Source organism: Nocardia testacea NBRC 100365 (assembly GCF_000308775.1).
Classification (GTDB): Bacteria; Actinomycetota; Actinomycetes; order Mycobacteriales; family Mycobacteriaceae; genus Nocardia; species Nocardia testacea.
In genome coordinates this window covers 1-13,585 of the sequence record NZ_BAGJ01000273.1, presented here as the reverse complement: position 1 = coordinate 13,585, position 13,585 = coordinate 1, and the positions used below count along the sequence as shown (strand labels likewise).

Annotated in this window: 13 protein-coding genes and 1 pseudogene; 11 read left to right on the top strand and 3 right to left on the bottom strand. The window is 70.3% G+C overall.

The window, feature by feature from the left end; translation table 11 throughout:
• Nucleotides 1-43 precede the first annotated feature (43 nt).
• Both ON38_RS32205 and ON38_RS32200 read left to right on the top strand, forming a co-directional pair.
• Complete coding sequence (locus tag ON38_RS32205; RefSeq protein WP_039829050.1) at nt 44-1,243, top strand: LLM class flavin-dependent oxidoreductase; 1,200 nt, start codon at nt 44-46, stop codon at nt 1,241-1,243.
• Between the two features lie 11 nt (nt 1,244-1,254).
• Nucleotides 1,255-2,679 carry an NtaA/DmoA family FMN-dependent monooxygenase gene (locus tag ON38_RS32200; RefSeq protein ID WP_083873281.1) on the top strand — a complete coding sequence of 475 codons (1,425 nt, stop codon included), beginning with the start codon at nt 1,255-1,257 and terminating at the stop codon, nt 2,677-2,679.
• Here ON38_RS32200 and ON38_RS36560 read toward each other — a convergent pair.
• The gene (locus ON38_RS36560; protein WP_157182033.1) at nt 2,649-3,365 is read right to left on the bottom strand and encodes a hypothetical protein; all 717 of its coding nucleotides are present in this window, start codon (nt 3,363-3,365) and stop codon (nt 2,649-2,651) included. The genes ON38_RS32200 and ON38_RS36560 overlap by 31 nt on opposite strands.
• Nucleotides 3,366-4,716: 1,351 nt before the next feature.
• Between ON38_RS36560 and ON38_RS36555 the strand changes: the two genes are divergently transcribed.
• The 4 genes from ON38_RS36555 to ON38_RS32175 all read left to right on the top strand — a co-directional run bounded on the left by ON38_RS36555 (nt 4,717) and on the right by ON38_RS32175 (nt 8,534).
• Complete coding sequence (locus ON38_RS36555; RefSeq protein ID WP_157182032.1) at nt 4,717-5,097, top strand: hypothetical protein; 381 nt, start codon at nt 4,717-4,719, stop codon at nt 5,095-5,097.
• 201 nt (nt 5,098-5,298) lie between these two features.
• Nucleotides 5,299-6,120, top strand: a complete 822-nt coding sequence (locus ON38_RS32185) for an alpha/beta fold hydrolase (protein ID WP_039829046.1) — start codon at nt 5,299-5,301, stop codon at nt 6,118-6,120.
• Nucleotides 6,117-7,391: a PP2C family protein-serine/threonine phosphatase gene (locus ON38_RS32180; protein ID WP_245564490.1), complete on the top strand. Its 1,275-nt coding sequence runs from the start codon at nt 6,117-6,119 to the stop codon at nt 7,389-7,391. The genes ON38_RS32185 and ON38_RS32180 overlap by 4 nt, the downstream gene beginning before the upstream one ends.
• A 63-nt stretch (nt 7,392-7,454) precedes the next feature.
• Nucleotides 7,455-8,534, top strand: a complete 1,080-nt coding sequence (locus ON38_RS32175) for a saccharopine dehydrogenase family protein (RefSeq protein ID WP_039829044.1) — start codon at nt 7,455-7,457, stop codon at nt 8,532-8,534.
• Between the two features lie 123 nt (nt 8,535-8,657).
• Here ON38_RS32175 and ON38_RS32170 read toward each other — a convergent pair whose 3' ends face one another.
• Nucleotides 8,658-9,161, bottom strand: coding sequence for a thioesterase family protein (locus tag ON38_RS32170; protein ID WP_039829043.1), 504 nt, complete (start codon nt 9,159-9,161; stop codon nt 8,658-8,660).
• Nucleotides 9,162-9,318: 157 nt separating this feature from the next.
• Between ON38_RS32170 and ON38_RS32165 the strand changes: the two genes are divergently transcribed.
• From ON38_RS32165 to ON38_RS32160, 3 genes and pseudogenes are all read left to right on the top strand, one after another.
• A complete protein-coding gene (locus tag ON38_RS32165; RefSeq protein WP_039829041.1) occupies nt 9,319-10,125 on the top strand; it encodes an SDR family NAD(P)-dependent oxidoreductase in 807 nt (268 codons plus the stop codon).
• Nucleotides 10,126-10,198: 73 nt separating this feature from the next.
• A pseudogene (locus ON38_RS38325) lies at nt 10,199-10,333 on the top strand (ribonuclease); the annotation flags it as partial.
• Entirely contained in the window at nt 10,282-11,253 is a 972-nt protein-coding gene (locus tag ON38_RS32160; protein ID WP_083873280.1) for a YihY/virulence factor BrkB family protein, read from the top strand. The pseudogene ON38_RS38325 and the gene ON38_RS32160, both read left to right, overlap by 52 nt.
• Here the strand turns inward: ON38_RS32160 and ON38_RS32155 are convergent.
• Nucleotides 11,226-12,038, bottom strand: coding sequence for an SAM-dependent methyltransferase (locus tag ON38_RS32155; protein WP_245564481.1), 813 nt, complete (start codon nt 12,036-12,038; stop codon nt 11,226-11,228). The two genes, ON38_RS32160 and ON38_RS32155, sit on opposite strands and share 28 nt — an antisense overlap.
• Nucleotides 12,039-12,249: 211 nt before the next feature.
• Between ON38_RS32155 and ON38_RS32150 the strand changes: the two genes are divergently transcribed.
• Nucleotides 12,250-12,924, top strand: a complete 675-nt coding sequence (locus tag ON38_RS32150) for a HEAT repeat domain-containing protein (RefSeq protein ID WP_157182038.1) — start codon at nt 12,250-12,252, stop codon at nt 12,922-12,924.
• A partial coding sequence (locus ON38_RS32145; RefSeq protein ID WP_039829037.1) for a MerR family transcriptional regulator occupies nt 12,918-13,585 on the top strand: 668 nt, incomplete at its 3' end. The genes ON38_RS32150 and ON38_RS32145, both read left to right, overlap by 7 nt.

The window sequence follows — 13,585 nt, the reverse complement described above, 5'->3', positions numbered from 1 at the left end:
TTGACCCGGAGACCACTGGCGTACGCACAGGAAACGGGAGACGATGGCACCGAAACTACATCTCGGCGTTGCGCTCGACGGAGCGGGCCGGCATCCGGCCGCGTGGCGGGAACCGAACTCCAGGCCCGCCGAACTGTTCACCCCCGGTTATTGGACGGACCTGGCCGCCACCGCCCAGCGTGGCCTACTCGACTTCCTCACCATCGACGACAGTCTCACCGTGCCCGACACACCCGACGGCGCCCTCGACCGCGTCCGGGCCAGGATCGACGCCCATCTGATCGCCGCGCGCCTCGCGCCCGTCACCCGCCACATCGGTCTCGTGCCGACCGTAACCACCACCCATACCGAGCCGTTCCACCTCTCCAAGGCCATCGCGACGCTCGACCACACCTCACGCGGCCGGGCCGGCTGGCAGGCCAGAGTCTCGGCCACCGCGGCGGAGGCCGCGCATTTCGGGCGCCGCCCCACGCGAGAACTCTCCGCCACCGAACTGGCGCAGGCGCGGGCCGCGGGCATCTTTCCCGAATTCGTGCGGGATCTATTCGACGAGGCCGCCGATGTCGTGGAAGTGGTGCGACGGCTCTGGGACAGCTGGGAGGACGACGCGGAGATCCGCGATATCGCCACCCGGCGTTTCATCGATCGCGACAAACTGCACTACATCGATTTCCGGAGCCGTCACTTCAACGTCCGTGGCCCGTCGATCACACCGCGGCCACCGCAGGGCCAGCCGGTGGTGACCGCACTCGCGCACGCGCCGCTGATCTACGAATTCGCCGCGCGGGGAGCCGATCTGGTGTTCGTCACACCCACTCGCGAAGCAGGTCCCGCCCCGATACTCGAACAGATAGCCACGGCCGCGGCGGCGGTGGGCCGCACCGGCGAGCCCTTGCGGGTCTACGCCGATCTCGTCGTCTTCCTCGATACCGGTGACGCGACCGGAGCACAACGCCTGGCCCGCCTGAACGAGGCGGCGGGTGCCGAGTACACCTCCGATGCCGCCGTATCCGCCGGTGGCGCCGACGAACTCGCCGAGCTGCTCATCGACTGGAGCGGCCGGGGTATCGACGGTTTCCGGTTGCGGCCCGGTGTCGCGGTCGACGATCTGGCCGCGGTGTCCGATCGGCTCGTTCCCGTCCTGCAACGCCGCGGTGTCTTCCGCACCGAGTATCCGGACGGCTCGCTGCGCGCGCTGCTCGGACTGCCCACCACCGTTCCCAACCGCTACGCGACCACCTGAGCGAGGCCACCATGAGCACTCCCCGTAAACAGGTCATCCTGGGCGCCTACCTCGGCGGCGTCAACCACCACACCGCATGGTGGCACCCCGAGGCGGGCAGCCAGATCGACTTCGGCAGCTTCGAGCACACCGCCCGCACCGCCGAGCGCGGGAAATTCGACTTCTTCTTCCTCGCCGAGGGACTCGCCCTGCGCGAACGCGCCGGCAAGATCTTCGATCAGGACATCATCGGCCGTCCCGATACCTTCACCGTGCTGGCCTCGCTCGCGGCGGTCACCGAACATCTCGGACTGGCGGGCACGATCAACACGACCTTCAACGAGCCCTACGAGCTGGCCCGCCAGTTCGCGAGCCTGGACCACCTCTCCGGGGGACGCGCCGCCTGGAATGTGGTGACCTCCTTCGACGCGTTCACCGGTCAGAACTTCCGGCGCGGCGGCTTCCTCGACCCCGCCGACCGCTATGTGCGGGCGGAGGAGACCTTGAACGCGGTACGTGCCCTGTGGGATTCGTGGGAGGCGGGCGATGTGGTCGCGGACCGGCTGTCCGGCCGGTTCCTGGCCCGCCCGGACGCGGGCGCCTTCGCCTTCCGGGGTGAACAGTTCGATATCTCCGGAACGTTCACCGTACCGCGCAGCCCGCAGGGCAGACCGGTGATCCTGCAGGCCGGAGTATCACCGCAGGGCCGGGATTTCGCGGCCGCGAACGCCGACGCGATCTTCTCCCCGTACGGCAAACTACCGGAGGCAGCGGAGTTCTACCGCGATATCAAGGCACGGGCGGTGGCGGCGGGACGAGCCGCCGATGATATCAAGATCCTGCCCTCGGCCGGTTTCGTGCTCGGGGATACCGAAGCCGAAGCGGTGGAGAAGTATCACGCCGTCCGCGATGAACAGGTCACCGGACAGACCGCGCTGATCCTGCTCGAGCAGATCTGGAACCGCGATCTGTCCGGCTACGACCCGCAGGGCCCGGTACCCGATATCGACCCCGATCCCGACGCACCCCCGATCATCCAGGGCCGCGCGTTCGTGCATCAGGATCGCTTCGCCACCGCGCGACGCCTGCGCGAGGTGGCCGAAGCGAAAAAACTCACGCTGCGGGAAGTGGTGATCGACCAGTTCGAGCGCGGCCCGCTGGTCGGTACCCCCGCCCAGGTCGCCGAACAGATCGATACCTTCGTGCAGGACAACGGCTCGGACGGATTCATTCTCGGCTCCCATCTCGTGCCGTGGGGGCTGGACGAATTCGTGGACAAGGTGGTGCCGCTGCTCCAGGACCGCGGCGTCCTGCGCGACGAGTACACCGGCACCACCCTGCGCGACAACCTCGGCCTGCGCGACGTCCGCGCGGCGACACCCACCCGGACCCATATCCGACACCACGGGAGCGGGCGGGACGCCGGTCAGGCCGTCGACTCCGTGGAGTCGGCCTGAGCCATTTTCAGCAGGGCTTGATGCAGCGCCTTCGCCGGCTCACCCGCCCGCTTGCCGTGTAACTCGACTTCCACGAAGCCTTCGACCAGCGCCCGCCCGGGATCCAGCAGACCGGCACCGATATCCGGCCCACCGCTGAGGGAACCGGCCATCAGGATCCGCCAGGCTTCCTGGCGTGCCCGGTAATCTCCCGCCTCGTCGAGCGCGGCCGCGAATGCGCGGACCACCGCGGTGTACGCCGGCCGGCCGGTGGTGCGGCCCCGGCGGAAACGCCTTCTCGTCGAGCCCGGCCCGCCGGCATCCGGGCCCGTCAGCTCCGCGCGCTCCAGGGTGATCCACACCGGGGGTGGCTCGGCCGAACCCGACTCCACTGCTTTCTTGCGCTCCCGGCGAATCGTATCGTCGCGTTGTTCGGTGACCTCGATGCCGTACAGCTCGACGGTGTACTTCGCGATCAGGTCGTTCAACGCCGCGGAGATCTGCTGCACCACTTCGGTTTCCAGCTCGACCGTCTCGAAGCCACGGATCCTCAGGCCGTGCCTGCGGGCCATATCGTGCGCGAGCCGGATCGCGCCGCCGGGGTCGCCGCCCGTTCCCGGCACCACGGTCAGCGCCTCGGGCGGCCCGCACGGCTCCGGCTCCGCCCCGGACGCCGAGAGGATATCCGGCGTGGACGGGTCCCCCACCAAATGCAATGTGGGAGCTGTCTCCGGCTCGGCCGGCGGCTCCGGGCGGACCGGGTCGGCAGGTGGCTCCCCGCGTACCGGCTCGGACGACTCCGACCGAAGTGACCCGACGGGCGAGTCCACGGGTACCGCACCGACCAGCGACTCGGCGGGGACCGGACCCACAGGTGATTCCGCAGGCACCGGACCGGCAGGCGACTCCGCGCGCGCCGGCTCGACAGGTGATTCCGCAGGCACCAGACCGGCAGGCGACTCCGCAGGCGCCACACCGACCAACGACTCCTCGGCCACCGGACCGACAGGCGACTCCCGGCGCCTCGGTTCCTCCGCGCGCGCCGATTCGGCCGGTGCCTCCGTTCGCATCGGCCCGGGTGGCGGCTCGGCACCCATCGCCACCGCCGGTACCTCCCCGCGAACCAGCGCGACGGGTATGTCCGGGCGAACCGGCTCGGCCGACGGCTCCCGCCGCACCGGATCGTCCGGCCGCGGCACCGGCCGGGTTCCGGCCGGTTTCGTGATCCGGGCCAGTTGCAGCGACAACTCGGGGGGCAACTCGACCGTGCGCGGCACGGGGCGGGGCTCCGGCGCCACGGGCCGGGGCGTTTCGCTGTGCACGGCCATACGCGGCCGTTCGCCCGGCCCACCCGCGGGCCGGGCTCGTTCCGGGGGCGGTGACACCTCGACCCTGCCTGCGGACAGGACCGGCTCGGCGTGTGGGACCACCGGTTCCCCGGCCGAATCCCACAATGAACACGCCGCGACCTCGAGCGGCTCCGGCTGTTCTCGGGGCGCTCGCGTACCGACGTTCGCCGCAGCCGCGCTCACGCTGCTGTCCGCGGCGGCGGCACGGGTATCGACCCCGGCCCCGAGCACGCCCAGCGGCACGGAATCGATCTCTCGCCCAATGGTTTCGGACGTCGTCTTACCACCGGTCATGGAGGTCGCCGGCGGCCGCTGGGGTTCGTGCGACACACCCACGGCGCCGGCGGTCTGCACCGGACCGGGCGACGACTCGGCCTGGCCGGTCGTTTGCAGTGGTTCCGGTGCGGCCACAACGGAGGACGCCGGCGAAGCGGGTAGCACCGATCCGGCAGCCGCCATCGCGAGGACGGACGCCGAAGGTGCGGGGATCAAAGGCGCAGGAACCGAAGGTACGGGAACCGAAGGTACGGAAGCCGAAGGCGCGGGAACCGACCGGACAGGCGTCGAGGGCGCGACCGGCATCGGCCGCGACTCCGGCGCCGATGCCGCGGCCGCCGGCTTTTCTGGAAGGGTCGTCGTTTCCGCGGGTGATGCCGCGACGACGGGGGCGGCAACCGTACCGGGAGGTGCGGGACGAACCACAGCGGAGGTGGCTGCCCGCTTACGGGCCCACGGGGTCGAAGCCGGTGCGCGGACGGCCGAGGGCGTGGCCACGGGCGGTCCACCGCGGGCGAGCCGACCCTCCACCGCGACAGCGGGTTCGGGAGAGGCCGTCACCATCGAGGAGGCGACGACCGCCGGGCCCGGAGCCGAAATCGCCTCGGCGGAGGCTATGGCGGCCTTCAATTCCCCCGTCACCCGGGAAGCCTCGGTGATCAGCTTCTCCAGCGTCGTCACCAAGGCCCGTAGTTCGTCCGTGTCCACCTTCGGAGTCTCGTTCAACGATGTCCCCGCTTGTCGTCACCGCGGCCGGGCCGGACCGTGGGTCGGTTCGGCCGGCATCCCCGATATGACGCACACAGACATGTGAACAGTGTGAAACGTCGTGGTCCGCCATGCGATGACGACGACTCTCCCGGCATGGGAAGAGTCCGGACCGTCCCGAAGCCGGTGGGCGCGGAGCGGCGTCCGGCGGACGGGTTCCCCGCGCCGGTGACCGCCCGATGGTCCACAAAGCGAAGTATGCCGGGGCGACCGTCTGGGCGCGGTCCGCCGGGGTAGTTCTGCGAGGATGAGGTCTGTGGTCGATGTGCTGAAGAGAAATCGTGTGGTCGTCACCGGTCGCACCGGAGCGCCGGTGGTGGTCCTCGCGCACGGTTTCGGCTGCGATCAGGGCCTGTGGCGTCTGGTGACGCCCCTGCTGGCGCAGGAGTTCGAAGTCGTCCTGTTCGATCACGTGGGCTCCGGCCGGTCCGATCTGTCGGCGTGGGACCCGCGACGCTACTCGACGATGGACGGTTACGCCGAAGACATCCGGCAGGTGTGCCGGGCGATCGATATGGGTCCGGTGGTCCTGGTCGGCCACTCGGTGGCGTCCATGATGGGCGTGCTGGCCGCGACGGCGGAGCCGGAGTTGTTCCGGGGCCTGGTGCTGCTTGCGCCGAGCCCCTGCTTCATCGACGACCCGGCGAGCGGCTACCGGGGCGGCTTCGGTGCCGACGATATCGATGAATTGCTCGAATCGCTGGATGCCAACTATCTGGGCTGGTCAGGAGCAATGGCACCGGTGATCATGGGTAACCCGGAGCGCCCGGAGCTCGCGCAGGAGCTGGAGACGACGTTCTGCCGCACCGATCCGGAGATCGCCCGGATCTTCGCCCGGGTGACGTTCCTGTCCGACAATCGCGACGATCTCGCGGCCGTGCGGGTTCCGACACTGGTCGCACAGTGCTCGAACGACGCGATCGCCCCGCCGGGCGTCGGCGAGTTCGTGCATTCCCGCATCCCCGGCAGCCGGCTGGTGACCCTCACCGCGACCGGGCACTGTCCACAACTGGCGGCTCCCGAGGAGACCGCCGCCGCGATCGCCGGCTTCGTGCGCGACCTATCATGATGATGTGCCGCGCGGGCGGCTCGGGACCGGAACGCGCCGGGTTCGAACCGGACGATCCGGAGCAGCGCGCGGAGTTCACCGCCCTGTTGGAGGACGACGTCGAAGACCTGTACGAGAACGCCCCCTGCGGCTATCTGTCCACCTTGCTCGACGGGCGGATCGCCAAGATCAACTCGACGTTGCTGGGCTGGCTCGGTTACCGGCGCGAAGACCTGGTGGGCCGCCGTCACTTCAGCGATCTGCTCACCGTCGGCGGCCGGCTCTACCACGAAACCCATTTCGCGCCGCTGCTACGGATGCAGGGCCAGATCAGTGGGATCGCGCTCGAACTCCGGACCGCCGACGGCTCGCGGCTGCCCGTCCTGGTGACCTCCACGGTGAAGACCGGGACGGACGAGGAGCCGATGCTGATCCGGACCACGGTGTTCGACGCCCGCGAGCGCCGCGCCTACGAGACCGAACTGCTGCGCGCACGCCGGGAGGTCGAACGCGACCGCGAACGCCTGCAGCGGCTGAACGAGACCCTGCAGCGCACGCTGCTGCCCGCGGCACTCGAGCAGGTCCCCGGAGCCGATGTCGCCGCGCACTACCACCCCGCCTCCCCCGACGAGGTCGGCGGCGACTTCTACGACCTGTTCCCCATCTCCCCGGGTACCTGGGGCTTCTTTCTCGGTGACGTCTGCGGCAAGGGCGCCGTCGCCGCCACCATCACCTCGCTCGCCCGGTACACATTGCGTGCTGCCGCGGTCTACGATTCGGATCCCACCGCGGTCCTGCGGCATCTGAACACCACCATGGTGCGCGACCACCGCCGCGGCCATCCCCGTTTCTGCACCGTCATCTACGGCCGGCTCACGCTGACCGACAGCGTCGCCGGCCCCCGCGCCACCGTCACCCTCGCCTCCGGCGGGCATCCCCCGGCCCTGCTGCTGCGCGCCGACGGCACGGCCGATTACCTGCACACTCCCGGGGGGCAACTGGTCGGGGTGTTCCCCGACGCGGCGGTCGCGACGGTGACCTTCGTCCTGGAACCCGGCGCGACGCTGCTGCTCTACACCGACGGACTCACCGAGGCCCGCACCGCCGCGGGCTTCTACGGGGAGTCGGCGCTGCTCGACTTCGCCCGCGATCTCGCTCCCGCGTCGGCCGGCGACACCGTCTCCGCGATCACCGCCCTACTCGATTCGTTCGGCCCCGGTGTCACCGACGACACGGCGCTGCTGGCCCTGCACCTGCCGGGGCCGGAGCATCCCCGCGACCGGCTCGAATGACCGTTCGGCCGCACCGCGCAACCATGTCCTGCCGCACCGAGTACAGATAGGGAAGTACCAGTGATGCCGAAGATCGTTCTGTTCGGAGCCACCGGTTACACCGGCCGGCTGATCGCCGAGACCCTGGTCGGCCGGGGCGCCGCGCCCGTCCTGGCCGCACGCAATGCGGCCGCCCTGGAGAAATTGGCCGCGGACCTCGGCGGCGCCGACACCGCCGTGGCCGATGTGACCGACCCGGATTCGGTCCGGGCCCTGCTGGGTCCCGGCGATGTGCTGATCAGCACCGTGGGGCCGTTCCTGCGCTACGGCAGCCCCGCACTGGCCGCGGCCGTCGAGGCCGGGGCGCATTATTTCGACTCCACCGGTGAGGGCCCGTTCATCCGGACCGTCTTCGAGCACGACGACGTGGCCCGCCGGGCGGGCGTCGGCCTGCTCACCGCGTTCGGCTACGACTACGTCCCCGGCAATCTGGCCGCCGGTCTCGCGCTGGCCGAAGCGCCGGAGGCGGTCCGCGCGGAGATCGGCTATTTCATCACCGACCCCGGCACCAGTGGCGGTACCCGGGCCTCGATGGCGGGCATGCTCTTCGAAGGAGGTTTCGCGCTGCGTGGCGGCCGGGTCGTCCCCGAGCGCACGGCCGCGCGGGTCCGCGGTTTCGAGGTCGCCGGCCGCGAGCTCACCGGCGCGTCGGTGCCCGGTTCGGAACATTTCGCGCTCCCCCGTTCCTATCCGCAGCTGCGTGACGCCGACGTCTACCTCGGTATGCCCGGCGGGGCGGCGCACGGTCTACGGGTCACCTCGCTGCTCACCGGCACCCTGGCCCGGATCGGCCCGGTGCGACGACTGGCCGAGAGTGCGCTGACCCGGATCGTCAAAGGATCCACCGGGGGTCCGGCGGCCACCGCGCGCTCCCGCACCCGGACATGGGTGGTGGCCGAAGTGTCGGACGCGGCCGGTTCGAATCTCGCATCGGTCACCCTGACCGGTGGAGACCCCTACGATTTCACCGCGTCCATCCTCGCCTGGGGTGCGCAGACCGCGCTCGACGGTGGTCTGCGCGGCGCCGGTGCGCTGGGCCCCGTCGAAGCGTTCGGTCTCGAAGCACTCACCGCCGGTGCGGCCGGCGCCGGACTGACCCGGTAACTCGCGAAGCGGTACCCGCCCGCGGTCCCCGCCGCCGGTACGCGACGGCCGCGGGCGACGGCTACCGCTCGATCCTGTGCCGCCGGCGAGCGGCTTCTCCTGCCGAGCTCCCGGCCCGGGCCGTCAGCGCCGGATGCCGATGGCGCCGCAGAGCGGAGCCGCCCAGGGCAGTGCCCGGGAGCGGGCGATGTGCTCGTCCAGCGAGTCGGCGATATCCGCGGGCAGCTCGACCGCACGCCGGTGCCGCAGGTCCACGTGGATCAGCAGGATCTCCAGCGTATTGGCGATCCGGCCGCGGCCGGTATCGACGAGGAAGGTCATCATGTGCACGGCTTTGGCGCTGCGGTCGAGGATGCGTCCGGCCACCGCGAACCGATCACCTTCGCGTAGTTCGCTGGTGTAGGACAGATGGTGCCGGGCGGTGAACAGGCCCATCTGCCGCTCGGCGCGGTAGGTGTCGTCGATACCGACCGCGCGGACGAGCGTATCGGCCCCTTCGGTGCCCCAGCGCAGGTACTGCACGACATTCATATGGTCACCGCCGTCCAGTGTCTCGGCGGTGACCGTCCCGGTCATCGTCCCGGGTAGCGCGGTCAGCTGCTCCGGTGTGGGGAGTCCATCGCTCATACGCGTGATTCTCGAGGGCTGCGCGCCGGGTCCTGAGGCGACTGCCCACTCAATGGAATCGCACGGCCGGGCGGCGGCGCGGGCCAGCATCCTCGGGAGTCGGGCGGAGCACCGTTCGTTCCGCCCACCGAGCCCGACTTCCGACAGGAGCCCTCCCATGACCGAACTCCAGCGATACGACGGCCGCCGCGTCCTCGTCACCGGCGGCGGATCCGGTATCGGACAGGCCACGACGCTGCGGATACTGCGGGAAGGCGGCCGGGTGGTCGCCGCCGATATCAGCGCGGCCGGCCTCGAGGACACCGCGGCCAAGGCCGGTCCCGACCGGGCGCGACTGAGCACATCGATCATGGATATCGCGGATGAGGAGTCGGTCCGCGCCGGAGTGGCCGACGCCCTGCGGTGGCTCGGCGGGCTCGACACCCTGGTGAATGCGGCCGGTGTCCTGCGGTCGGCACATTTCGAACAGACCTCGGTCGCGGAATTCGAGCAGATCCTGCGGATCAACCTCGTCGGCACTTTCGTGGTCACGCGCGAATCCCTGGCCGCGCTGCGGGCCGGGAACGACCCCGCGGTCGTGAATTTCAGTTCTACCTCCGCGGCGTTCGCCCACCCTTACATGTCCGCCTATGCCGCGTCCAAGGGCGGTATCCAGGCGATGACGCACGCGCTGGCGATGGAGTTCGGGCGGCAGGGCATCCGGTTCAATGCCGTTCAGCCGGGCTCCATCTCGTCCGGCATGACCGACGGCAGTGGCGCGTCCGGTCAGAGCCTCGGCCCCGGGCTGCCCGCCGATGCCGATATCGCACTGTTCGCCAAGGCCACACCCGCCCTGCCGCTGCCCGCGGGGGCACCCTTCGCCGGACCCGACGCGGTGGCCGCGGTGGTGGCGATGCTCGGCTCACCGGATGCCTATTTCGTCACCGGGACCGAGATCCGCGTCGACGGCGGCTCGCATATGTGAGAGCCACCGGGCAGGATCGCGTTTGCGCAGCGCACGGCGCGGGTAGCCGAGAGAACCGGAGGTGTTGCCGGGGATGGATCGGCGGTGGCGCGGAGTGCGCGTGCGAGTGCTGCGCAGTGGCGAGTTCCGGATTCTGGTTCGCACAGTGCGGGCGGCGTGGTCGGACGAGTTGTCGGACTGGGCGGCGGCACTGACGTACTACAGTATGCTGTCGCTCTTTCCGGCCCTGCTGCTCACCGTCGCCGTCCTCGGCCTGGCCGGGCCGGGCCGGAGCCGACCGGTGCGCTCGCGGGCGCGGCGAGCCATGTCGGTCCGCAGGGCAGCCGGACGCTGCTCGCCGATTCGGTACGCCATCTCGAACAGGTACGGGTCTGGTCGGCGCCGATCGCGATCGCGGGACTGGTGTCCGGGCTGTGGACGGCGTCTGGCTATATCGGCGCGTTCATCCGGGCCGCCAATGCGCTGTATTCCGTGGTGGAGAGCCGATCCCGGCTCAGGACGGTACTTCTGCAGCTGTCGCTCAGCGTGGTCCTGATCTCGCTGATGGTGTTCACCGGTCTGGGCTTCGTGGTCACCAACGGCATGGCCGGACGGTACGGCGGAGTTCTCGCCGGTCTGCCGTTCGTGCACGGAATCTGGTCGATACTGCGGTGGATCGTGCTCGCCCTGGTAGCGAGTTTCGCGCTGTCACTTCTGTATCGGCTGGCGCCCAATGTTTCCGGGCAGCCGTTGCGCTGGTTCACCGCGGGCAGCGCGCTGGCGGTCGGAGTATGGCTGGCCGGTTCGGCCGGCCTGTCGTTCTATGCCGCGCATTTCGACTCCTTCGACAAGGTCTACGGTTCCCTGGCGGCGGCGGTCGTATTCCTCGTCTGGCTGTGGGTCGCCAATTTCGCGGTGCTGCTGGGCGCGGTGGTCGATGCCCAGCGGGCACGCCGTCCCGCGCCACCCGCCGCGGAGAGCATCGGTGACGATCGGGAACAGCGTCGGATCCCGGCCGTCACCGAACCGGACCACGACGCGGTCCCCGTCGAGCCGCCCCTGGTGGCCGGAACCGCTACCGGTGCCCGGCCACGAGCACTCCCGCCGGGCGCCGGTCAGTCTCAGACCTTCCGGCCCACGGCACCGTAGAGCGACACCTTCTTGTCATGGCTCGGCGGATGCTCGATACCCGAGTTGCGCCATCGGTGGATCACCTCGACACCCGGCTCCACCAGTTCCAGCTGATCGAAGAACCGGGCCACCTCCGCGCGGGTCCGCGGCCGCACCGGAATTCCGCGATCCACGTAGACCTGCAACAGCCGGGCCATACCGTCGGGATCGTCGGGCCCCTCGTCGAACTCCGTCGTGACATGTGACATCGCCAGATACGAACCCGGCGCCAGCGGAGCCATCAGCGTGTTCACGATCTCGTACACATCACCGGGCACGAAATGCAGCACCGCCATGAGCGAAACCGCCACCGGCTGCGACAGGTCCAGCGTCGCGCGCAGTTCCGGCGCGGCGAGGATGGCCTCCGGATCCCCCGCGTCGGCCTGGATGTAGGCGGTACGGCCCTGCTCGGTACTCACCAGCAGCGCCCGCGCGTGGGCGAGGACGATCGGGTCGTTGTCGACGTAGACCACCCGCGAGTCCGGTGCCAGGCTCTGGGCGACCTGGTGCAGATTGGGCTCGGTGGGGATACCCGTACCGATATCGAGGAATTGGCGGATTCCCTGCTCGGTGAGGAAACGGGTGGCGTGTCGCATGAACTCGCGGTTGGTGCGCGCGGTCAGCCGGACCGCCGGAAAATCGCGCAGTGCCTGCTCGGCCGCGGCTCGGTCGGCATCGTAGGAATCCTTGCCACCCAGAAAGTAGTCGTACATGCGCGCGGGATGCGCGACATCGGTACGCAGATCGATAGAGCCGTCGGACACGGCGGATGCTCCTCGTGGGGTCGTGCGGTCGGTACCCCGCAGGTATACCCCATCCGGGCAAGGCGCCCAATACATTCCGGCATACCGATCCGGTGACACCACGCGGGGCCGGGGCGGGGTATCGACGGCACCCGCGCGCGGCGGCCCGGACCTCACGGATTTGACCCTGACACTGTGACAAGGTCTTCACTGAGCGCAGGAGGTGGTCCCCATCGACCCGATAATCGATTCACCCGATACGCGCCTGCTCGAGGCGTTGCACGCCCCGGCCTCGTCGACCCGGCTGCAGGCGGCGCTGGCCGCCGGTACGAACCCCGTGCCCGGCCTCGTCGGCCCGCTGATCGCGCGGTGCGCGATCGAACCCGACTTCTACGTCCGCGACATGCTCACCTGGGCCCTGACCCGCCATCCGGCCGACATCACCGTGCCGGCACTGCGCGCGGAACTGAGTGCCGCGGGCGCGCAGGCCCGGAGCCAGGCGCTGCACACCCTGTCCAAGATCGGCGACAGGTCCGTCTGGCCGGCGATCACCCGATCGCTGCTGCGCGACGCCGACGACGAGGTCGCCCGGAGCGCCTGGCGAGCTGCCGTGGTCCTGGTGCCCGACGGCGAGCAGGAGGAGCTGGCCGCGGAACTGGCCACCCAGCTGGGGCGCGGCGACCGGACCGTCCAGCTGAGTCTCAGCCGGGCACTGGTCGCGCTCGGCGACCACGCCGGTCCGGCCGTCCGGGCCAGGTCGGCCGGACCGGATCCGGCGGTGCGCGCGCATGCCCGCGCCACCGAACGGTTGCTGCGCGACCCGGAGGCCGGTTTCGACCCCGATATCGCCGAGGCGAAACGGATCATCGCGCTCGGTCCCGAACGCGCCGGACCGGCCGCATGCTGATCGGTGAGGTGGCGCGCCGCTCGGGGGTGAGTACCCGGATGCTGCGGCACTACGACTCCCTCGGGCTGGTGCGGCCGACCGGTCGCACCGTCGGCGGCTACCGCGAGTACGCCCCCGCCGATATCCGGCGGATCTTCCATGTGGAAAGCCTGCGCTCGCTGGGCCTGTCGTTACGGGAGGTCGGGCGGGCGCTCGAGGACCCCGCATTCACCCCGGCGGAACTGGTGAGCGCTCTGATCGAGCGGACCGAGGCGCGGGTGCGACGGGAACAGGAGCTTCTCGACCGGCTCCGGACCGTCGATGCCTCGACACCGGCGGGCTGGCCGGATGTCCTGCGCATCGTGGAACTGCTGCACGGGCTCGAGTCGCCGAGTGCCGCGCGCCGGCAGCGGACCGCCCTGGCCTCGGCCGAGGATGCTCCGGTGTCCACCGAATTGCTGGCCGGGGCGGTTCTCACCGAATCCGATCCGAATGTCGCCGGGGCGCTGCGCTGGGCGCTCGCCCGAGCCGGCGGAGACGGCCTGGCCGGCGTGGTGGCCGGGCTGGGCGCCGCGGACGCCGCCATCCGGCGGCGCGCGGTGCTTGCGATCGCGGAGATACCCGGTGACGAGGCGAGCGCGGCACTGGCCGGCGCCCTCACCGACCCGGACGCGGCGGTGCG

Coding starts and splice junctions, on each gene's coding strand:
- ON38_RS32205 (WP_039829050.1), top strand. CDS start 44: ATGGCACCGAAACTACATCTCGGCGTTGCGCTCGACGGAGCGGGCCGG.
- ON38_RS32175 (WP_039829044.1), top strand. CDS start 7,455: ATGCCGAAGATCGTTCTGTTCGGAGCCACCGGTTACACCGGCCGGCTG.
- ON38_RS32180 (WP_245564490.1), top strand. CDS start 6,117: ATGATGATGTGCCGCGCGGGCGGCTCGGGACCGGAACGCGCCGGGTTC.
- ON38_RS32165 (WP_039829041.1), top strand. CDS start 9,319: ATGACCGAACTCCAGCGATACGACGGCCGCCGCGTCCTCGTCACCGGC.
- ON38_RS32170 (WP_039829043.1), bottom strand. CDS start 9,161: ATGAGCGATGGACTCCCCACACCGGAGCAGCTGACCGCGCTACCCGGG.
- ON38_RS32185 (WP_039829046.1), top strand. CDS start 5,299: ATGAGGTCTGTGGTCGATGTGCTGAAGAGAAATCGTGTGGTCGTCACC.
- ON38_RS32200 (WP_083873281.1), top strand. CDS start 1,255: ATGAGCACTCCCCGTAAACAGGTCATCCTGGGCGCCTACCTCGGCGGC.